This is a genomic window from Paenibacillus jilunlii (genome assembly GCF_900102965.1).
GTDB classification, from domain to species: Bacteria; Bacillota; Bacilli; order Paenibacillales; family Paenibacillaceae; genus Paenibacillus_AQ; species Paenibacillus_AQ jilunlii.
On record NZ_FNGM01000007.1, the window covers coordinates 828 to 21165 of the forward strand.

The window sequence follows — 20338 nt, forward strand, 5'->3', positions numbered from 1 at the left end:
AAGGTACTTTTACCTCTCATTCCCTCCCAGAACTCCCTTACGGCGGAATCAAAGGTACTTTTACCTCTCATTCCTCGGTCCCCTCCGGCGGTGTTCTAACAACGGAGTTTCCGCCGTTGGTTCGCCTAATTCCCGCCAGCGGCCTCATCAACGGCATTTCTGCTGATGAATCAAAAGGCCGCCTCACCCGCAGCAGATACACCTGCGCATGAGACAGCCTCCGTCCTACCCTTTTACTACCTTGCCATAAGTACCGCCGCCGCCGGAGGACAGCTCCAGGGTGCCGGAACGGGCTTTTACAATATGAGCTGCCAGCTCTGCTCCGGCAACGGCAGCCAGCTCCGCCTCACCGGCAGCGTGCAGGATTCTCATCTCCGTGCCAAAAGCCGCCAGCAGCGCCTCCAGCTTACGCTTGCCAAGTCCCGGAATAAATTCCAGCGGCACCTGGTAGTGATACGGTGGCCGATGTGCCGGGATCAATGGCTGCCCGCGGTCGGCAATGGCCAGAATCCGGTCGAATACACCCTGGACCAGCTTCTGGCTCCCGCAATACGGGCAGCGCTCCGATGTAGCATATGCTTCATCGGCTATGCTGCCGCAGCCCGCACAATAGGTGCGGTGATATTTGCCCAGCCGGGGATTCAGCCCAAAGTTGCCGCTGATCCGGCGCCCTTCCTGCCGTGCCAGTGCCAGCTTCAGCTCATTAAAGCACGGCTTCTCCATTTCAATCAGATTATACTCACGGCCGATCTTGCCAAGTGAATGGGCATCCGAGTTGGTCAGGAAGGTGAAAGGATCAAGCTCTGAGATATACCCGGCCATTTCCGAATCGGAACTCAATCCAAGTTCTACCGCGGCAATCCGCTCCAGGTCAAACAAATCAGCCATCCGCTCGGCTGCACAGCCGTACAGTCCTTTATGCGGCGTGAAAATATGTGCCGGAATAAGAATTCCGCCCCGCCCATAAATCTCATCCTGCAGCTCCCGGGCCGGAACATACAGCCGCTGGGAGCTCAGATTGATATTCCGCATATGCTTGCCCATCCAGCTGCTGAAATCCTCCATGGCCGCAAGGTCCGGCAGGAAGGCCAGGACGTGGCACTCTTTTCGTCCAGGCTCGCGGATTTCAATCTCTGTCCCCAGCACAATAGTCGTTCCCTTGTAAGCAATCCCGCCGCCATCCGCTTCGCTCATCTCGCCGGAGGCGAGCAGCGCGCGGATATCCGCCAGCACTCCCGGCGCATGGCTGTCGATGATGCCGATCAGCTCCATTCCTTTGCGCTGCGCAGCTTCTTTGGCGATTCCGGCGAAGGTAAGGCTGCTGCTGCCGCTGATTTTAACAGCCTGTCCTGCCGATGTCCGTCCGATATGCACATGCAGGTCACAATAAAAGCTCTGAAGCTTAGACCCTAGTGCCATTGGCCTGTAAGCGTATATAAATTCCAGGCGTAGACCGCCATCATAGTTTTGGCGTCGGCAATGCGCCCGTCTGCAATGTATTGATACGCTTCCTCTAGAGTAAGCTCGGAAACCTCCAGGAACTCATCCTCGTCCAGCGCCATATCCCCAGCCTGGGCATTATCCGTTACATATAAGTGAATGATTTCATCCGCAAAGCCGGGAGAGGTATAGAATGACTTCAGCAGCTTCAGCTCCCCGCTGTGAAAACCGGTCTCTTCCTGAAGCTCGCGCCCGGCCGCAGCCAGCGGATCTTCGCCCGGATCAAGCTTGCCTGCGGGAATCTCCACCTCCGTGCGGTGCATCGGCTGGCGGTACTGCTCAACGACCAGCATTTTGCCCTGGTTCAGCGCTAATACGGCCACAGCCCCCGGATGCTTCACAACCTCGCGCGTTGCCGTATTGCCGTCAGGCAGCTTGACCGTATCCACCTGCAGCGAAATAATTTTGCCCTCAAAAATCGGCTGTGTGGACAAGGTTTCTTCATCCAGTGCGGGATTGCGGTTAATTTCATCTTTTTTCATAGGTTTCTGGTCTCCTTTGGCTTCGGTATGCATAGGGTGTATTATAGCAAACTTAAGAGGAAAGAAGGAATGCAGGCATGAATAACATCCTTGTCCATACAAGCTCATCCGCCGTCACAATGGTAGGCAAACCGGAAGAAATAAGGGCCGTCATGGCCGGGTGGATCAAGCAATATGGGCGTGATATGCCTCTGGCCTACATCCTGATGCTGCACTCCGAATCGCGGAACAGCGCCTCCAAAGCCGGATAGTCTTCCGCTTGGCACCCGCCCTGACATTCATCAGGCCGCGTAAACATAAGGAGCTGTTCCCGGAGATCTACCGGAGACAGCTCCTTCATGCTTTTCACAGCAGCAGCTTAGGCCGCCTGCAGGATTAGCCTTTTACACTTTCTTTTATAATCGCTACAACGAGTTCGGCTACCTTGACGATATCCCCGGCTTTGATCCGTTCTTTGGTAGTATGGATATTTTCATAGCCGACCGCCAGATTTACCGTTGGCACCTTCAATCCGTTGAACACGTTGGCATCGCTGCCGCCGCCGGACGGGAACAGCCGCGGGGTCAGCCCCAGAGAAGTAATTGCACGTTCCGCCAGCTGCACCACGGGATCATGTTCGTTAAAACTGAACGCCGGATAGATGATCTCACTGCGGAATTCACTCTCTGCACCGTATTCTCGGGCCGTAGTCTCCAGAGCTTCACGCATGGAAGCGATCTGCAGCTCGACCTTCTCCTGCACAATGCTCCGTGCTTCCGCATCCAGCTGCACATGGTCACAGACCACATTCGTCGGGCCGCCGCCGGCAAATTTGCCGATATTGGCTGTCGTTTCATTGTCGATGCGTCCAAGCTTCATCGCCGAAATCGCCTTGCTGGCGACTTGAATGGCGCTGATTCCATCCTCGGGATTCACACCGGCATGAGCGGATTTGCCAAAAATCTGCATCGTCACCTTCGCCTGGGTCGGCGCTGCTACAGCTATGGCTCCTACCTCGCCGTTGGAATCCAGCGCAAAGCCAAAATCGGCATCCAGATGGGACGGGTCCATGTTCCGGGCACCCAGCAGCCCCGACTCTTCTCCTGCCGTAATAACAAACTGGATTTGTCCATGTGCCAGCTTCTGCTCCTGAATCACACGGATGGCTTCGAACAGAGCGGCGAGTCCGGCCTTGTCATCCGAGCCAAGAATCGTGCTGCCGTCGCTGGTAATCCAGCCGTCTTCACCAAGGGAAGGCTTAATATTTTTGCCTGGAACAACGGTGTCCATATGGCAGGTGAACAGCAGCTTGGGTGCAGCCGTTCCTGCCTCAGCAGGCCAAGTAACGAACAGATTTCCTGCCCCGTGACCTGTGCGTTCTTTGGAATCATCTTCAATGGCGGTAAGGCCAAGGGCGCTGAATTTTTCAATTAGCACATCGGCAATCTGCCGTTCGTTCCCTGTTTCACTATCTACACGGACAAGCTCCATGAATTCCTGAATCAAGCGTTCTTGTGAGATCATCGGACTTCCCTCTCTTTCACGGATACGTTACAATGATAGTATTGTGCCAATCATTCTATATGCTTTTTACTTAAACTAATTCCAAAGGAGTCACTCATGCAACGTCAAAAATGGTTCCGCATCGTTATCTATGTTATGCTGCTCGCCATGATCGCCTCTACTGTACTCTTCGTCCTTGAGCCTTTTCTGGCCGGTTAACTGCCGCCTTGGCACGTTAATAATAGCGTCCGGATGCTCCGGGCGCTATTTGACTTGAGCGTACATGTCTGTCCGCATCTTAGTCGGTCTGCAGCACATCCGTCTGTTCCTCTGCAGCCGCCGCTTCATAAGGAAAATGCTTAAGAAAGTAAGGTACCAGCTCACCGGCTACTTCCCTGAGCTCAAAGGAACGCCCGGTACATTCCTCCAGCGAAATGACGCCATACTCGGCAATCCCGCAAGGAATAATCCCCTGGAATCCCTGTTCTCCGATCCCTGCGCTGACATTGAACGCAAACCCGTGGCTGGTGATAAAACCTCTGCGGGATTTGCTCTTGTTGAATTTGACCCCAATAGCGCAGATTTTCTGATCACCGACCCATACTCCGGTATACTCCGGCTTCCGGCTGCCCTCAATTCCATAACCTGCCAGAAAATCAATTATAACAGCTTCCAGCCGCCGCAGATAGCCATGCAAATCCACCTTGCCGTCCACCCCCAGCTTCAGCAGCGGGTAGCCAACCAATTGACCGGGCCCATGATATGTAATATCTCCTCCCCGGTCAATTTCAAACAGCGCAATGCCTTTTTCCTTAAGCTGCTCAGAGCTGAGGAGAAGATGTTCGGGATGATGCTGCGAGCCGATGGTATAGGTCGGGGGATGCTGCAAAAGAATCAGCCGCTCCGGCCCCGTTCCGGCATCAATCGCCTTAACCGCCGCCTTTTGCAGCTCCCAGGCTGCTCCATATTCAATGAGAGGCAGATATGAAACTTCCAGTAAGCTTAATTCTGTGCTGCTCATGCTTTCAGGTCCCCTTTTGGATTACAGTCTCCTGCTACAGGGTCATACCATACCTTAATACAGCTTCGTGTCCGGCGTATAGCCTTCCACATTATCCTTGATGCGCTGCAAAAAGCGGCCGCAAATCACGCCGTCCAGAATCCGGTGGTCCAGCGACAGGCAGATATTGGCCATGGAACGCACGGCGATCATATCGTTGATGACTACAGGCTTTTTGACGATGGATTCAAAGGTCAGAATGGCTGCCTGCGGATAGTTAATAATCGGGTAGGACAGAATCGAGCCAAAAGAGCCGGTGTTATTGACCGTGAAGGTTCCGCCCTGCATATCCTCCAGGCGCAGCTTGCCTTCGCGGGTCTTCATGGCCAGTTCATCAATTTCGCGGGCAAGCCCGGCGACATTCTTCTGGTCTGCCTTTTTGATGACCGGCGTCATCACAGAATCCTCGGTGCCGACGGCCAGCGAGATGTTAATGTCGCGTTTGACGATGATTTTGTCTACGGCCCAGACCGAGTTCATAATCGGATAATCCTTAATGGCACTGACAACAGCCTTCATCAGAAAAGCCAGATAAGTCAGGTTAATGCCTTCCTTGCGCTTGAACTCATCCTTCAGCTTGTTGCGCAGAATAACCAGATTGGTCACATCGACTTCGATCATCGTCCAGGCATGCGGAATCTCCGAGACACTCTGGCGCATTCTTGTCGCAATGGTGTTGCGGATCGGAGTAACATCAATCAGATATTCTGAGCTGCTGCCCCGTCCGCCCTCTACTTCAATTGTAGGGATACGCGGAGTTTCGCTGAGGTGCAGGCCGGACTGGCGAACCGGCTCCAGCGCTTCCTGCACTTCTTCCTGAATCACCTGAAATGCAGGCTGCTGCAAAGCTTCCGGTGCCTGCTGTCCGGCAGCAGCGCCCGGTGCCGCGGTGGCCCCGGCAGCACGAGCCGGTGTACCGGTGGCCCCGGCAGCATGAGCCGGTGCTGTGGTGGCTCCGGCTGCTGCTGCGCCGCCGTTGTCCAGGTACGTCAGAACGTCCTTGCGTGTGATGCGGCCGCCCAGACCGGTCCCCGGCACAGCCGTGAGATCGATGCCGTGCTCCGCGGCAAGCGTCTGCACCGCCGGGGAATACCGCGAGCGCATCGGTGCCGATGCTTCAAAAGCAGCGGCAGGAGCCGCCGCTCTGCCCGCTGCCGGAGCCGGGCTTGGCGCTGCCGGGCGGGACGCGGCCGGTCGGGACGAGGCCTGTGCCGCAGGCACATTGCCCGCCGCAGGCGCAGTGTCCGCCGCAGGCGCGCCCGGGGCCGCAGCTGCCGGTGCGCTTGGCGCGGCCGGAGCTGCTACCGCAATGCGGGCGATCACTTCGCCCACACTGACGGTCTGGCCTTCTTCGGCCAGCAGCTCTACCAGTGTGCCGTCCACAGTGGCCGGCAGCTCCGCATTCACTTTATCCGTAATCAGATCACAGAGCGGTTCGTACTGCTCGATGGAATCTCCGGGCTGCTTCAGCCATTTGCCGATCGTTGCCGACACCAGCGACTCTGCCAGCTGCGGCATGATCACATCGGTCAGCTTTGTGTTGTCAGACATAATGTCACTCCTTAAAGTTTTGTAAGCAATGCTTACAGATATAACTTCATACAAAACTCGCTTCGGAAGCATACGCTTTAGTTTTGTAAGCGATGTTTTACAGATATAACTTCATACAAAACTCGCTTCGGAAGCATACGTTTTAGTTTTGTAAGCGATGCTTGCTGTCTATATAAGTTGAACTGGAAACTTGCAAGCTTGGGAAACGTAAGTGAAGCTCATCAGGAACCGAAGTTAGGTGGAAAAAGTAAAACTAATTCGCTGAAATCCTGACGGCAGAAAGCTTTAGTTGGATTTTGTACACCTAATTCAGGCATTTTCATCTCATATGGCCTCTTTCAGCCGGATTAGTGATACTTTTTCCCACATAGGCTTCTCCATAAGCCGAACGCGTTCGATTAGTGATACTTTTTCCACTATATAATTTGAACTTAACAAACTTGAACTTAACAAATACGAAGGGGTGCAAGCACGCCCACCCATCCGATGCGGATTTCTTTCCAAAACCTCTTTCCAAGTAGGTCAATCCGCATCCTATCCTGCACATTCAATTTTACATTTTACACCCCTCTAGGGTGCCGCGCAGAGGCATGGAGGTTCTATCCTGCACATACATTTTCACGCTTATATTTGCATCCTCTAAGGTGCCGTGCAGAGGCATGGAGGTTCTATTGCACTTTATGCAGCAGATGACCCTTAAATCGGTCAAAAAGATCAATCTAATGCACTTTGTACACTAGAATTCCCTGAAAAAGCGGTTTTTGACTCCAAATCCAGAAATCTGTTGCACAAAATACAGCAGAATGCGATTTGAAGCAGAACACTCAGCATTCTATTGCACGAAGTACAATCACGCCAAAACTCTACTTGCCACAATAAAGATTACAGAGCTTCAAGTTCAAACTATACAACAATGAGCGACCTTATAACGATGAACCGTCCTTATAACGATGAAACTGTCCTTATAATTATGAACTATCCTTCTAACTGTAAACTATCCTTCTAACTGTAAACTGTCCTTCTAACGATGAACTGTCCTTCGATTTTTCAATTTCAATCTATCCGTAATGAAAGATTAGTACTGCGCCAGGCGCAGCATTTCCGCTTTCACTTTGTCCTTGCTCAGCATAAAAAATTTCTCCATCGGCGGGCTGATCGGCATCGCCGGCACATCGGGTCCACAGAGGCGGAAGATCGGCGCATCCAGCTCGAACAGGCAGTGTTCGGCGATGATCGCCGCCACTTCCCCGCCAATGCCTCCGGTCTTGTTGTCCTCGTGGACAATCAGCACCTTGCCGGTCTGGCGGGCAGCGGCAATGATGGCCTCGCGGTCCAGCGGCTGCAGGGTGCGCAGATCAAGGATATGCGCGGTAATGCCTTCTTCCCGCTCCAGCTCCTCCGCCGCCTGCATCGCAAAATGCAGCGGCAGACTGTACCCGATCACCGTAATATCGCTGCCTTCCCGCAGCAGGTTCGCTTCACCGATCGGAACCGTGTAATCCCCTTCCGGAACATCTTCCTTGATTAGCTTATAGCACTTCTTATTCTCGAAGAAGAGGACCGGATCAGGGTCACGCACAGCTGCCTTCAGCAGCCCTTTGGCGTCGTAGGCCGAATATGGAGCCACAATCTTCAGCCCCGGCGTGCCAAAGAAAATCGATTCCGGGCACTGGGAGTGGTACAGCCCGCCGAAGATCCCCCCGCCGATCGGCGCGCGGATGACTACCGGACAGCTCCAGTCGTTATTGGAGCGGTAACGGATTTTGGCGGCTTCGCTGATAATCTGGTTGGTCGCCGGAAGCATGAAATCGGAATACTGCATTTCAGCAATCGGCTTCATACCGTACATGGCTGCACCGATAGCCACTCCGGCAATCGCGGACTCCGCCAGCGGCGTATCCATTACGCGCTCCTCCCCGAACTGCTCCTGCAGCCCTTTGGTGGTGGTGAAAACACCGCCCTTGACACCAACGTCCTCGCCCAGCACGAACACCGATTCATCGCGCTCCATCTCTTCCTTCATTGCCAGGCGGATGGCATCGATATATTCCATAATGGCCATGGGTTAGGCTCCTCCCTTGAGGTCTGATTCACTGTACACATGCAGCAGCGTATCTTCCGGTTTCGGAAACGGTGCATTTTCAGCGTATTCAATCGCAGCCTTGAGCTCCAGATTGTATTCTGCAGCCAGATCATGCTCCTGCTCATCGCTCCACAGTCCGAGTTCAGTCAGATAGGTGCGGAAGGCGGCAATGCCGTCTTTTGCCCAGTTGGCATCCACTTCTTCCTTCGTCCGGTACGCCAGATCATTGTCCGACGTAGAGTGCGGCGACAGGCGGTACATCATCGCTTCAATCAGGGTCGGTCCTTCCCCGGCAAGCGCACGCTCACGCGCTTCCTTCACCACACGATACACCTCCAGCGGATCATTGCCGTCCACCCGGACCCCCGGGAAGCCATAGCCCAACGCACGGTCACTGACCTTGCCGCCAAGCTGCTTATGGGCTGGTACAGAAATCGCATACTGGTTGTTCTGGCAGAAAATAATGACCGGCAGCTTATTCACACCGGCAAAATTGCACGCTTCATGGAAATCCCCCTGGTTGCTGGAGCCTTCCCCGAACGTGACGAAGGAAACAAATTTCTTCTTCTGCATTTTGGCTGCCAGGGCAAAACCCACGGCATGCGGCACCTGAGTGGTCACCGGACTGGACCCGGTCACAATCCGCAGGCGTTTGCTGCCAAAATGGCCCGGCATCTGCCGCCCGCCGCTGTTAGGGTCCTCCGCCTTGGCGAACACGGAGAGCATCAGCTCACGCGTAGTCATGCCCACGGACAGCACAAACGCATAGTCGCGGTAATATGGCAAAAAATAATCGTTCTCCCGGTCCAGCGCAAAGGCCGCTGCTACCTGGGCTGCCTCCTGCCCGATGCCCGAGACATGGAAGTTGATCTTCCCGGCCCGCTGCAGCAGCAGGCTGCGCTCATCGTATTTCCGCCCGAGCTGCATATATCTGTACATATCGATGACCTGGCCGTCACTAAGTCCAAGCGGCTTGTGTCTGTTAATGGTTTCTACAGTACCTTGCGATTCCATATGAGGTACCTCCTAAAAGTTTTGTCAGCACACGCTTCCCTGATCCACTTCGTACAAAACTCGCTTCGAAGCATATTCTTTGTGTTGGCTTGAACAGCAATGCTTCCTAGATGAACTCCGGCACCTTGCACCGGGAAACATACACTTCAGCTAACCTATGTCCTGATCCTATAACCAGGTACTAAATTTGACTCCAGTCTATTATAATCCCTTTCCCATGAAAAAGAAAAGCCACGAAAATCCGGTATGCAGCTGTTTTGACGCCTGCGGCGCCTTCAGCTCCGTCCGGCATTCCCGTGGAGGCTTTCATCGTGAACTAGAATCCGATTGCTCTTCCATCCACGGCGAGCATCGCTTCGCCGATGATCTCGGAGAGCGTCGGATGGGCATGAACCGCTTCCCCGATCTCCCAAGGGGTGGCATCCAGCAGCTGTGCCAGCGCCGCCTCCCCGATCAGATCCGTAACATGGGGGCCGATCATCTGCACACCGAGAATATCGCCGCTGCTGCGGTCGGCAACGACTTTGACGAACCCGTCCTTCATCCCGTAGACAATCGCTTTGCCGATGGCTGAAAAAGGAAATTTACCCGTGACCACATCCGCACCAAGCGCCTTGGCTTCTTTCTCGGTGTATCCTACACTCGCCACCTCCGGCCGTGTATAGACGCAGCGCGGCACCAGATGCGGGTGGTACGGATGGAGCGTCTCACCCGCCAGATGATTCACCGCGCGGATGCCTTCATGGCTCGCGGCATGAGCCAGCTGCAGCCCGCCGATACAGTCGCCAATCGCATAGATATGCGGCTCGTTCGTCTGCATATTGCCGTTCACCTCTATAACCCCTTTGCCAAAATGAATATCGGTATTCTCTAGCCCGATGTTCTCTATGTTGGCTACTCTGCCTACAGATACCAGCAGCTTCTCGGCTGACAGGCTCTCAGTCTTTTCGCCCTTGCGGGCTTCAATGGTGACTCCTGATTCCGTAATCACACAGGTTTCGGCATCTACGGTGGTCCCTGTCAGAACCTTGACACCGCGTTTCTTCAGCAGCCGCAGCAGTTCGCGGGCAATCTCCTCATCTTCAAGCGGCAGCAGCTGGCTTGCGGCTTCTACCACCGTAACCTGTACACCGAAATCCACCAGCATCGAGGCCCATTCCACACCAATGACTCCGCCGCCCACAATAATAATAGAGGCTGGCAGCTCTTCCAGCGTCAAGGCTTCCTCGCTGCTCAGAATCACCTTGCCATCCGGCTTGAGGCCGGGCAGCACACGCGGACGCGAGCCGGTTGCTACGATGAGATGGCCGGAAACGACAGTCTCCATCTCGCCGTTCTCCAGCTCCACAGCCACCGCGCCGCTGCGCGGAGAGAAAATCGAAGGGCCGATAATGCGTCCTTTTCCCTTCAGCACCTGGATTTTATTCTTGCGCATCAGAAACTGCACGCCCTGATGCAGCTGCTCGACTACAGACTCCTTGCGGGCCTGCACCTTCGGGAATACCAATTGCACTCCTGAAGTTTCTATGCCGTAACTCTCGCTCTCTTGTATTTCAGCGTATACCTCAGCACTGCGCAGCAGCGATTTGCTGGGAATGCAGCCGCGGTGCAGACAGGTTCCGCCCAGTTTGTCCATTTCAATGACAACGACAGACTTCCCGAGCTGGGCAGCGCGGATCGCCGCCACATAACCGCCGGTACCTCCGCCAAGTATGGCCACGTCGCATGAAATCGTCATATATGTATCCTCCAGTCATAACTCTAATTCTGAATTAACCTATTACATTGTACTCTCTTTTATGTGCATTACAAAACTTACAAACGTCATATATCCATGGACTTTTCCCCGTTGAAGCGTTATCATATGGGTGAATTCAAAGGGATGATGGAAAAGGGGGACACTCATGAAACTGTTGACCACACGCTTCATTGCCATCCTGATTCTGGTTGTGCCCGGCCTCCTGGCGATGAAAGGCTTCCTGATGATGAAAGATGATATCTTCAACTATATTTCCATGCATGGAGACGAGACGGCCACCCCCGTTTTTGCCTGGCTGCACTTTGGCGGCGGGCTGCTGCTGTTCCTGGCCGGTATGAGTTTTCTTGGCGGCTGGATTCTGACCCGTGACCGGAAGCGCAATTATGTGGGACCCAGATTCAGGGAGAAGCAAAAGACCCCGCAGCCTCCCTCGCCGGATGCCACCAGCTAACCTGTTAATCTCCGGGGGAGGGTCTTAATCACTCCACCTTTCAAGCAAAAACGGCTGCGCTGTCCTTCACCGGGCATCGTAGCCGTTTTGGATTTCAGTGTCGTGTCACCTCGAGAACTTTTTCCGAATCCTTCGGCCATTTCAAGCGGAAAAAGGGAAACTAAATTGCTTCATACCCCCTATTCTCCGCATGTGAAGTGGAAAAAGGATAACTAATTTGCCGCATTCACCCTATTCACCTATGCGAGGTGGAAAAAGGGAAACTAATTCAGCTCATTTCACTCCTGCCGAGGGAATATGGCCCTATTAAGTTTCCTTTTTTCACTCCAATCTCACAACTTGCTGATTTCGGGAGAAATAAGCTCCCTTATTCCAACTAGCTACCTTCACCTGCTTATGTCTAAAAAGGCAACCTGGAGGACATTCGGGGCTGCCTTTACTAATTCTATCCTGCCGCTGAATCCGATGAACCCCGCACCAGTTCACTGTACAATCCGCCCTCCTGCAAGAGTTCCTCATGTGATCCCTGCTGCACCAGCCGCCCGCCCTGGAGCACCAGAATGCGGTCCGCTGCGCGGATGGTGCCCAGCCGATGGGCGATCACGAAGCTGGTCCGGCCTTTCATCAGCGCCTGCAGCCCCTCCTGGATCTTGATCTCGGTCACCGTATCTATGCTGCTGGTCGCTTCGTCCAGCACCAGCATGGACGGACCCGCAAGGATCGCCCGCGCGATGGCGAGCAGCTGCTTCTGCCCCTGGCTGATGCCGCTGCCGTCAACCGACAGCATCCGCTCGTAACCGCCCTTCATCCGCATAATAAAAGAATGGGCGTTGGCCAGCTTCGCCGCCGCCTCCACTTCCTCGTCGCTGGCATCCAGCCTGCCGTAGCGGATATTGTCGCGGATTGTCCCCTTGAACAGGAACGAATCCTGCAGCACAAACGCCATATGGCTGCGCAGGCTCTCCCGGCGGATCGAAGACAGGTCCCTGCCATCCAGCGTAATGCTGCCCTTGCCGGGATCATAGAAGCGGGACAGCAGCCCGATCAGAGTGGTTTTGCCTGCTCCGGTTGGCCCGACCAGCGCGATCATCTCGCCGGGCTTAGCCTCAAAGCTGATATCCTGCAGCGTGTCAGCCCCGCCGTCATACGAGAAGGACACCCCGGAGAACTTCACCGTGCCTTCCACATGATCCAGCGGTACAGCAGCCCTTTCATCCTTCGCCTCCGCTTCCTCATCTAGCACCTCGAACACCCGCTCCGCACCGGCAATCGCCGACAGCAGCGTGTTCCACTGGTTCGCGAGATCGTTCAGCGGCCGGGTGAACTGGCGCGTATATTCCACGAATGCGATAATTACGCCTACCGTGACCAGCCCCCGGACCGCCAGCAGGCCGCCGACACCGGCAACAATCGCAAAGCTTAGATTGTTCAGGCCGTTCATCAGCTTCGGGATGAAGCCGGAGATCGCCTGGGCCCAGTAGCCTGACAGCATGATCCGCGTATTGCGCTCCCGGAAGCCGCTGATTACCCGTTCCTCCTGTGAAAAAGCCTTGATGATCCGCTGGCCGGACAACGTCTCCTCAATAAATCCGTTCAGTTCGCCCATGTTGCGCTGGCGTTCCTTGAACAGCGGACCCGTCCGCCGCGTAATCCAGCGCATGCCAAGGATCATCAGCGGGACCACGATGAAGGTCAGCAATGTGAGCAGCGGGCTGAGCCACAGCATCACCCCCACGGTGCCCAGCAGGGTCAGCACACTGGAGAATATCTGGATCGCTGAGCTGTTCAGCGTAGAACTGATATTCTCAATATCGTTCGTCAGACGGCTCATAATTTCACCTTGCTGCCTGCGGTTGAAGAACGAAATCGGCAGCCGGTGAAGGTGGGCGAACAGGTCCGTGCGCATCCGGTATATTGTCTCCTGGGCAATTTCGATCATCCAGATGTTCTGCAGCCAGGAAGTCAGGGAATTCAGCAAATAGACAAGGGCAAGGGTAATCAGGAAGATTCCCCAGGTTCTGCCCCCGTCCCCCTCCAGATAATGGTCCACCGCTCTGCTGATCAGATAAGGGCCAAGCAGTGCAAGACCCGAGCTGAGAAGCACCATGACCAGCACAAGAACCAGCTTCGCCTTGCGTTTCGCCAGATAACTCCAGATTCTGCGGAGCGTGGCGGACCAGTCCTTGGCCTTAGCCTTCGGCTTGCGCCCTCCCGGCGAGCCGAAGCTTGCCGCGTCGCCAAGCCCGACATTCAGCTTCGGGTGCCGGAAAGGCTCAAGTAATGCTTGGAACATACTGCACCCCCTCCCTGTACTGAGATTCATTGATTTTGCGGTACAGCTCCGAACGTTCCACAAGCTCTGCATGTGTCCCCTGTGCAATCAGTCTGCCCTCGTCCAGCAGCAGGATAAGGTCGGCGGATACGGTCGAGCTGATTTTTTGCGTGATTAGAAAAGTCGTGCAGGACATCGCTTTCAGCTCCGCCAGCAGCCGGCCTTCGGTAACAGCGTCCAGCGCGCTGGTGCTGTCATCCAGAATCAGAATAGCAGGTTTTCTTACCAGCGCTCTGGCTATCGTCAGCCGCTGCTTCTGTCCACCGGACAGATTGACTCCCCGCTGGCCCAGCATGGTGCCGTAGCCATGCGGCAGCTCTTTTACCGTCTCATGAATTTGTGCGGCCATGGCCGCCTGTTCAATCTCATCCTGAGTCGCCTGCGGATTGCCCCAGGCAATGTTCTCCCGCACAGAGCCGGTAAACAGCAGAACCTCTTGAGGCACATAACCAATAGCTCCGCGCAGCCTGGATATTTCCATTTCCGCACCCGGTATTCCATCGACCAGGATATCACCGCTGCTCTGCTCATATAGACGGGGGATCAGTCCCACCAGCGAGGATTTGCCTGAACCGGTTGCCCCCATAATCGCTACCCGTTCTCCGGGTTGTACCTTAAAAGTAATGTCCTCCAGCACGGCAATATCACTCTGCGGATAACGGAAGCTGACCTGCCGAAATTCAACTTTACCCCGGATCGGAGCAATCTCCCTTGCAGTAACCGCTGCCTTTTCCTTGGCTTCCCGTTCATCTGCCGACATCACTTCCTGAATTCGCTGTGAAGAAGCCCGGGCCCGGGAAAAGGTCGCCATAATCCAGGACAGCGCCGACAACGCTCCAATCGTACGCAGGGAATAATTAATAACTGCGACTGTCTGCCCCAGTGTGGCATTTCCGGTTGATATTTCGATACGCCCGAACCACAGCACCAGCAGAATTCCGGCATTTACAATCAGCGTAATGAGCGGGGCCGAGGTTTCTGTGAGCCGCAAGGCAGCGACCGTAGACTTCATCAGCTCCCCGCTGAAAGCGGCGAACCGGGCAATCTCATGATTCATGCGGACAAACACCCGAATCAGCCGGATGCCGGTGAGATTCTCCTGAATCACACTGTTGACTCCGTCCAGCCGGATCTGCACACTGCGGAATAACACCGATGCCTTTTTCATCACCCAGAGGAGAAACACAATCAGTACCGGAAGGGTCACCGCCAGCAGCAGCCCCAGCTTCACATGTACAACCAGCGCCATAATCACACTGCCCGCTACAACGAGCGGCACCCGGGTCATAAAGCGAAGGCCCATGAAGATCGTATCCTGCAGCTGCGACACATCCGCAGTAAGGCGGGTGATTAAGGAAGAGGTCGGAAAGCGGCTGAACACGGCATAGGCGAAGGATTGGACCTTCCCATACAACTGATCCCGCAGATCAAAAGCAAACCCCTGGCTCGCATGGGACGCAAAAAAAGAGCTTAGCACGCCCGCAATAAACGCTACAGCCGCGCTTACCACCAGCACACCGCCCCACAGCCAGATGATCCGGTTATCCTGTTCCCTGATTCCATCATCAATAATTTTCGAAATCAGCAGAGGCTGGGACAGCTCCACCGCCAGCTCAATCACCATCATCAGAAGCGCGGCGGACGCAGCTGCCCTGTATTTCTTGAGATAGGAAAAAATGATGTTCATCAGCGTTACCCCATTTGTCTATTCGTAGAGCGCATCCCGCAAGCGTGTGGACATGGAAGAGGATTGTCCCTTCAAAATCACCCTGCGCAGCGCCTTGTTGCTGCGGTTCATTTCCGCCATTTCGTCCAGCATTTCCATCAGCAGACTGTGTATTTCCGCAGTCAGCTGCCCCTTTTCCTGCAGTGCCGCTATTTTTTCTTGGTAACCTTCCATCTTGTCCGTCAACTGTAAGCCTTCTTTCTGTAAACGTTCTCCTGTATAAATACACATAACCGCGTTAATTATAACATTCTTTATCCCTTACCCGAAATGTTTTCACTGGCTACTTTTAGTGAGATTATGCTACTCTAATAAAGTCGCATTTTCCGGATAAGAACTCATCAGGCTGACTAACGAAAGGATAGATGGACGTGGCACAGTTGTTTTTCAAGTACGGGGCAATGAACAGCGGCAAATCCATTGAGATACTCAAGGTTGCGCATAATTACGAGGAGCAGGGCAAGTCCGTGCTCATTTTCACCCCATCCATTGATAACCGGGACGAAGTGGGATACATCTCCTCCCGTATCGGGCTGCGGAAGCAGGCCATCCCTATTGACGAGAATACGGATATATACAGCATTGTCAGCAGCAACCTGCCGAAGCCCCACTGTGTGCTGATTGATGAATGCCAATTTTTAAGCAAAGACTGCATCCTCCAGCTGGTGCGGATCGTCGACGAGCTGAACATTCCGGTTATGGCCTTCGGGCTCAAAAATGATTTCCAGAACAACCTGTTCGAAGGCAGCAAATATATGCTGATCTACGCAGATAAAATTGAAGAAATGAAGACAATCTGCTGGTTCTGCGAACGGAAAGCCACCATGGCGCTCCGCGTCGAGAACGGCAAGCCCGTCTACAGCGGCAAGCAAATCCAGATTGGCGGCAATGAAGCCTACTACCCGGTATGCCGCAAATGCCACAAAAATCCGCCGCTTTAAAAGAGAAGAACCGCATTACCCGGCTGAAGCAATCCCACTGCTCCTGTACGGTAACAACGAATTCGGTCACAAAAAAAGCACACATTGCGGAATCGTAGATTGCGCGTTAATGTGTGCTTCTTTCTGTAAAAAGAAACGTGTTCCTCTAATGAATCACCTGCGCTGCACGGTGCTCATCTTCCTTGCGCACGTAGAGATCATGCTGAACAGAAGCTTTTCCGCCATATTGGGCACGCTGGCCCAGGGCTTTCATACCCCCGTTGATTCTGGAACGATGGGGAATCCCTGCGGCGCTCAGGCGGCCTTTTATTCGAAAATACTGGGTCTGATCAAATGTCGTGTACACCAGTGTGCGTTCTCTAGGAATGAAGAAATGCAGTATGCCCTTTAATAAGCCCACCAGCAGTCCCCCCTCTATCTAAAGTTACAATAATTATGGCAATAAGCTACTTCAAATACCGCTCCTTCAAGACACCCAGATGATGCAGCTCATGCCCAATAATTACACAGGCTATGGCTCTGACGGAAATCGGATTATCGCTGGCTGTGCCCATCCGGGTCCAAGCCTCTTCGGGCAGACTCTCCAGCAGTGCAATTGTAGATTGTCGTACCAGCTTATAATGCTGCACCATTTCACTGAGCGAGAACCGCTCGAACTTTCCTGCCTCCGCATAGTCATTCTCCTCATATCCGGGCAGCGGAGCTTTCTCCCCTCTGGCAATAGCAAGCAATCGGTAGGACATAATACGGTCATTATCGGTCAGGTGTCCAAGCAACTGCTTGATGCTCCATTTGCCTTCTGCATAGCGGTAATTGCCCTGCTCCTCGCTCAGCCCGTCCAACAGATCATACATCAGACTGGATTGCTCCTTAAGCACTGCCGCAAGCTCCCCTTCAGGGGGGACCAAAGAAATGTAACGGGCCGGAAATTCACTGTACTCTCCTGGTTGTGGACGCTGGTTCATAAGACTGCCCCTCTCAAGTATTTTTTCAAAAAAATGCCGAATAGTGTAAAATGCTGTTGTTGTATTTTAGTACATTATGTATAATATTTGCAAGAATACAAGTTTGGTGATCCTGAGCATCGGGAGTGTAAGCATGCTGGAATTTGTGCTGTTTATGGTGTTTTCGGTACTGGAGACCTATGCCATGTTTTATTTGGCTTTTAAGGTGTTCAAGATTGATTTTTACCACAAAGAGATGATGTTTGCAGGTTGTATTATGGGCTTTTTCTCATATGTCATACGTGTGGAATATCATCTGGTGGATATAGACATTATCGTTCAGTATCTCTTAATTTTCTGTTTCTTTTGGATGCTTTTCCGAATTCACTTTTTCTACGCAGCTATTCTTACAGGAATGACTTACCAAGCTTACACATTCATTCAATTAATGTACGTAGTTATTCTTCATAGGACTGGGTTGTTCTCTATTTATAGTCCCTACGGAATAGACATTGATGCAAAATTGTTACAAATCTTATCGTTTGTCTCAGCCATGGGAATCGGTTACTATATTGGACACAAGCGTAAAGGCTTCGATTTTGTTCCAGACAAACCCAGCGGGTTTATAAAGACAACAAAACGTGAGAAAATCCTCTTTATTCTTAATCTGCCTACTGCTGGTATAGTAATCTCCATTATGCATTTCTTTAATTCCAAATACTATTTTGCTTTACCTCTCATATACGCCCTGCTGTTGTTATGTTACATATATTTAGCCTATACAAAGGACAGAAGCGGACATGAATATATTAAGCTATAAGCTCGCATCTAGGATTAAGCAATCCAACCCTCAAGAGACAAGCTCAATTGAGATTATGCAATATGCACTGAACATTATACTTAACAGTCTGTTGATTATCTCAACTTCATTTTTAATTGGCTGGTTGACCGGGAGTTTGGCAGATACTGCTGTCTCATTATTCAGCTTCGCAATTCTAAGATTTTTCTCTGGTGGCAAACACCTAAAAACTGCTACAGCCTGCAATATCTTTTCCATTCTGTTATGCTCATCCATTCCGCATCTATCCTTTTTGATTAAAGATCATCTTCTGATCATTAATGGATTATGCATAGTTATAATGTTGTTGTTCGCACCTAATCCAGATGTCAATGCACAAATCTCCATACGCTGGTATCCTTGGATGAAAGCCATTTCTGTAACCTTAGTAGCTCTTAATTTTTTTATTCACTCGCCTGTCCTTGGATTAGCTTTTTCAGCCCAATCCTTAACAGTAATTTCCAAGCAAGGGAGGAACTTCTTATGAAAAAGAACATTGCCCGTATCACCTCAAAGACTTTGACTTCATCCGCTCGTCTGTTTGCAACAATGCTGAAACCCTGGCTTCACAGCCCAGAAGCACCAAAAGAATTACGTAAGTAATTAAAGGATGGGGAGAACATGCGAGTCTTACTAAACGACGGTTCCTCCCGGGATATTGGGGAAGAAGATATATTGTATTTCTCCAGTTATAAGAATACAATATTCGTCCATACCAAAGATGGCGAGTTTGTTCTCCCTACCACGCTCTCCGATCTCTTTGCTGCTTATAAGTGCAAAAACTTCGAACGCCTGGACCGCAGCAATGTAGTCAGCCTCAACCAAGTTGAAAGTTATGATTCCGAACGTAAAATTGTTACGTTCCATGAGGGAGAACAATTCGCTACAGTATCAGAACCTAATGAAACCAGGCTCAGAAGATATTTAGCTTCAAGAAAAGGCACTTCCGAATCCTAACTTTTAATCAAAAAAACAACCATCCCCATGCCTTACGGCTAACGGGTGGTTGTTTTTATTTAATCCATTATATATTAAACAAAGATTATCCCATATCTTGCCTTTCTTGTAAAGAATATTTCACCCGGCGAATGACAGGAGACGGGTTACCTTCCAAATGGTACCATTTGGGTAGACTTGTAGTATAATACTACCTACTAAATAACCGATGGAGGAATCTAATGGATTATTACTTTCATCCTTCTCCGCGCCCCTCATCCTTAGAACTATTGTCTGACGAACAATTGTTGAACATCTACGATTTGGCGGTGGAGGCTAAAGCTTCAGCCGATTTCATTGAGATTATTCAAACCGTTCTGACCGAGAGAAACATAAGCAGTCCTAACCATTCTGAGGATTGATCTCGTTATTATTTCAGCCATTCAACATATACCATAATAAAGAGGCCACCTCCACCTATGTGAGGCCGGCTTCTTTATTATGGTTCATTTAGAGTGTTGCCCGCTGCTTATTTCACTGGAAGAGTGATTACGGAAATTTGGTTGCTGGAGGACAAGATTACAAACGCTGCCTCCCGCGTGACCGTATCGAACCCGATGAAATGCGCCTCATGCCCGGAAGCTGGTGGTGCCGGCTGGTTAGTCAGAATGCTTTTCCCAGTCAAATCGTAGAGCGACCAGGATTAGCGGACACATCGGAAACGGGTCTTGATACAGCCAGTTAGTCGTTGAATGTACGCATCCTTTTCTCCCTCTTCACCGGAAACAAGACAATGAAGGACTACTCAATGAACTCCGTCTTGAAGACATTCTCCAGCTTGCCGCCCAGTCTTTTTTTGAGGGGAACCTTGATATCCCGGCCCAGCTCCTTAAAAAAAGTATCCGCATCACATTTCACGTTCTGCGCCATCGCCACAACCATTCCGTCATTCACGATATTCTGGTTCACTTCAAGAGGAACATCCACTTCAATGTCGTATTTCTTGGTCAATGTTTTGATGTATCTGGCGAAGATCTCCAGCAGTTCTTCGTTGTTGAAATTCTCAATTGCGGCTTTGCCTTTGGCAGTAAATTTAATGTTAACTCTCATTGTAGTTTTCCCCTTTTCTGTCATACCATTTTTGTAGGTGGTTTATGGTTCAAGATGAATAGATGGCTGCAAGAAAGGGCAACATTATTCATTGATGAAAACGGATAAAGCTGGTGTTATTTAAATGCT

The 20338-nt window shown here is 52.0% G+C and carries 23 protein-coding genes; 9 read left to right on the top strand and 14 right to left on the bottom strand.

All coding sequences use genetic code 11. The features are described 5' to 3' along the window. The coding region (locus tag BLQ82_RS32380; RefSeq protein WP_208861950.1) for a hypothetical protein at positions 1-212 on the top strand (212 nt) is incomplete at its 5' end. 13 nt (positions 213-225) lie between these two features. Here BLQ82_RS32380 and BLQ82_RS13550 read toward each other — a convergent pair. Further along, positions 226-1419: an endonuclease Q family protein gene (locus BLQ82_RS13550; protein WP_062527772.1), complete on the bottom strand. Its 1194-nt coding sequence runs from the start codon at positions 1417-1419 to the stop codon at positions 226-228. After that, positions 1410-1982, bottom strand: coding sequence for an NUDIX domain-containing protein (locus BLQ82_RS13555; RefSeq protein ID WP_062527770.1), 573 nt, complete (start codon positions 1980-1982; stop codon positions 1410-1412). The genes BLQ82_RS13550 and BLQ82_RS13555 overlap by 10 nt, the downstream gene beginning before the upstream one ends. A 77-nt stretch (positions 1983-2059) precedes the next feature. On the opposite strand from BLQ82_RS13555, the gene BLQ82_RS31975 reads away from it, so the two are divergent. Beyond that, positions 2060-2233 (top strand): hypothetical protein, encoded by a 174-nt coding sequence (locus BLQ82_RS31975; RefSeq protein ID WP_157243861.1) that lies wholly within the window; start codon positions 2060-2062, stop codon positions 2231-2233. A gap of 124 nt (positions 2234-2357) precedes the next feature. Here the strand turns inward: BLQ82_RS31975 and BLQ82_RS13560 are convergent, their stop codons facing one another. Then, positions 2358-3485, bottom strand: coding sequence for a M20/M25/M40 family metallo-hydrolase (locus BLQ82_RS13560; RefSeq protein ID WP_062527768.1), 1128 nt, complete (start codon positions 3483-3485; stop codon positions 2358-2360). Between the two features lie 96 nt (positions 3486-3581). On the opposite strand from BLQ82_RS13560, the gene prli42 reads away from it, so the two are divergent. Beyond that, complete coding sequence (gene prli42 / locus BLQ82_RS31425) at positions 3582-3683, top strand: stressosome-associated protein Prli42 (protein WP_020429640.1); 102 nt, start codon at positions 3582-3584, stop codon at positions 3681-3683. Between the two features lie 79 nt (positions 3684-3762). Here prli42 and lipB read toward each other — a convergent pair whose 3' ends face one another. From lipB to lpdA, 5 genes are all read right to left on the bottom strand, one after another. Beyond that, positions 3763-4485, bottom strand: a complete 723-nt coding sequence (gene lipB / locus BLQ82_RS13565) for a lipoyl(octanoyl) transferase LipB (RefSeq protein ID WP_062527766.1) — start codon at positions 4483-4485, stop codon at positions 3763-3765. A gap of 54 nt (positions 4486-4539) precedes the next feature. After that, positions 4540-6075, bottom strand: a complete 1536-nt coding sequence (locus BLQ82_RS13570; RefSeq protein ID WP_062527764.1) for a dihydrolipoamide acetyltransferase family protein — start codon at positions 6073-6075, stop codon at positions 4540-4542. 1075 nt (positions 6076-7150) lie between these two features. Next, complete coding sequence (locus tag BLQ82_RS13575) at positions 7151-8137, bottom strand: alpha-ketoacid dehydrogenase subunit beta (RefSeq protein ID WP_025706662.1); 987 nt, start codon at positions 8135-8137, stop codon at positions 7151-7153. Between the two features lie 3 nt (positions 8138-8140). Next, positions 8141-9172 (bottom strand): thiamine pyrophosphate-dependent dehydrogenase E1 component subunit alpha, encoded by a 1032-nt coding sequence (locus BLQ82_RS13580; protein WP_062527762.1) that lies wholly within the window; start codon positions 9170-9172, stop codon positions 8141-8143. A 316-nt stretch (positions 9173-9488) separates the two neighbouring features. Then, the gene (lpdA, locus tag BLQ82_RS13585; RefSeq protein ID WP_062527759.1) at positions 9489-10910 is read right to left on the bottom strand and encodes a dihydrolipoyl dehydrogenase; all 1422 of its coding nucleotides are present in this window, start codon (positions 10908-10910) and stop codon (positions 9489-9491) included. 166 nt (positions 10911-11076) lie between these two features. Here lpdA and BLQ82_RS13590 point away from each other — a divergent pair, with 166 nt between their 5' ends. Then, entirely contained in the window at positions 11077-11382 is a 306-nt protein-coding gene (locus tag BLQ82_RS13590; RefSeq protein WP_062527757.1) for a DUF2627 domain-containing protein, read from the top strand. A 445-nt stretch (positions 11383-11827) separates the two neighbouring features. On the opposite strand, the gene BLQ82_RS13595 is transcribed toward BLQ82_RS13590, so the two are convergent. Genes BLQ82_RS13595 through BLQ82_RS13605 form a run of 3 tightly spaced genes read right to left on the bottom strand, consistent with a single transcriptional unit; the run spans position 11828 to position 15626 of the window. Next, positions 11828-13675, bottom strand: coding sequence for an ABC transporter ATP-binding protein (locus BLQ82_RS13595; RefSeq protein WP_062527755.1), 1848 nt, complete (start codon positions 13673-13675; stop codon positions 11828-11830). After that, a complete protein-coding gene (locus BLQ82_RS13600) occupies positions 13656-15401 on the bottom strand; it encodes an ABC transporter ATP-binding protein (RefSeq protein ID WP_062527753.1) in 1746 nt (581 codons plus the stop codon). The genes BLQ82_RS13595 and BLQ82_RS13600 overlap by 20 nt, the downstream gene beginning before the upstream one ends. An 18-nt stretch (positions 15402-15419) precedes the next feature. Further along, positions 15420-15626: a hypothetical protein gene (locus BLQ82_RS13605; RefSeq protein WP_062527751.1), complete on the bottom strand. Its 207-nt coding sequence runs from the start codon at positions 15624-15626 to the stop codon at positions 15420-15422. A gap of 185 nt (positions 15627-15811) precedes the next feature. Between BLQ82_RS13605 and BLQ82_RS13610 the strand changes: the two genes are divergently transcribed. Next, positions 15812-16381 carry a thymidine kinase gene (locus BLQ82_RS13610; RefSeq protein ID WP_020426438.1) on the top strand — a complete coding sequence of 190 codons (570 nt, stop codon included), beginning with the start codon at positions 15812-15814 and terminating at the stop codon, positions 16379-16381. Positions 16382-16526: 145 nt separating this feature from the next. Here the strand turns inward: BLQ82_RS13610 and BLQ82_RS13615 are convergent, their stop codons facing one another. Together BLQ82_RS13615 and BLQ82_RS13620 are read right to left on the bottom strand one after the other, a co-directional pair. Continuing rightward, positions 16527-16781 (bottom strand): putative signal transducing protein, encoded by a 255-nt coding sequence (locus tag BLQ82_RS13615; protein ID WP_062527748.1) that lies wholly within the window; start codon positions 16779-16781, stop codon positions 16527-16529. 46 nt (positions 16782-16827) lie between these two features. Further along, positions 16828-17346, bottom strand: a complete 519-nt coding sequence (locus tag BLQ82_RS13620; protein WP_062527746.1) for a DinB family protein — start codon at positions 17344-17346, stop codon at positions 16828-16830. A gap of 133 nt (positions 17347-17479) precedes the next feature. Here BLQ82_RS13620 and BLQ82_RS13625 point away from each other — a divergent pair, with 133 nt between their 5' ends. The 4 genes from BLQ82_RS13625 (at position 17480) to sda (ending at position 19521) form a co-directional block, all read left to right on the top strand. Beyond that, positions 17480-18145 (top strand): hypothetical protein, encoded by a 666-nt coding sequence (locus BLQ82_RS13625; protein WP_062527744.1) that lies wholly within the window; start codon positions 17480-17482, stop codon positions 18143-18145. Further along, positions 18126-18650 carry an accessory gene regulator ArgB-like protein gene (locus BLQ82_RS13630; RefSeq protein ID WP_074648233.1) on the top strand — a complete coding sequence of 175 codons (525 nt, stop codon included), beginning with the start codon at positions 18126-18128 and terminating at the stop codon, positions 18648-18650. The genes BLQ82_RS13625 and BLQ82_RS13630 overlap by 20 nt, the downstream gene beginning before the upstream one ends. A gap of 134 nt (positions 18651-18784) precedes the next feature. Further along, on the top strand, positions 18785-19120 hold the full coding sequence (locus BLQ82_RS13635; protein ID WP_062527741.1) for a LytTR family DNA-binding domain-containing protein: 336 nt from the start codon (positions 18785-18787) through the stop codon (positions 19118-19120). 221 nt (positions 19121-19341) lie between these two features. Continuing rightward, positions 19342-19521: a sporulation histidine kinase inhibitor Sda gene (gene sda / locus BLQ82_RS13640; protein WP_062527739.1), complete on the top strand. Its 180-nt coding sequence runs from the start codon at positions 19342-19344 to the stop codon at positions 19519-19521. A gap of 379 nt (positions 19522-19900) precedes the next feature. Here sda and BLQ82_RS13645 read toward each other — a convergent pair whose 3' ends face one another. Further along, positions 19901-20209, bottom strand: coding sequence for a hypothetical protein (locus BLQ82_RS13645; protein WP_062527737.1), 309 nt, complete (start codon positions 20207-20209; stop codon positions 19901-19903). Positions 20210-20338 lie beyond the last annotated feature (129 nt).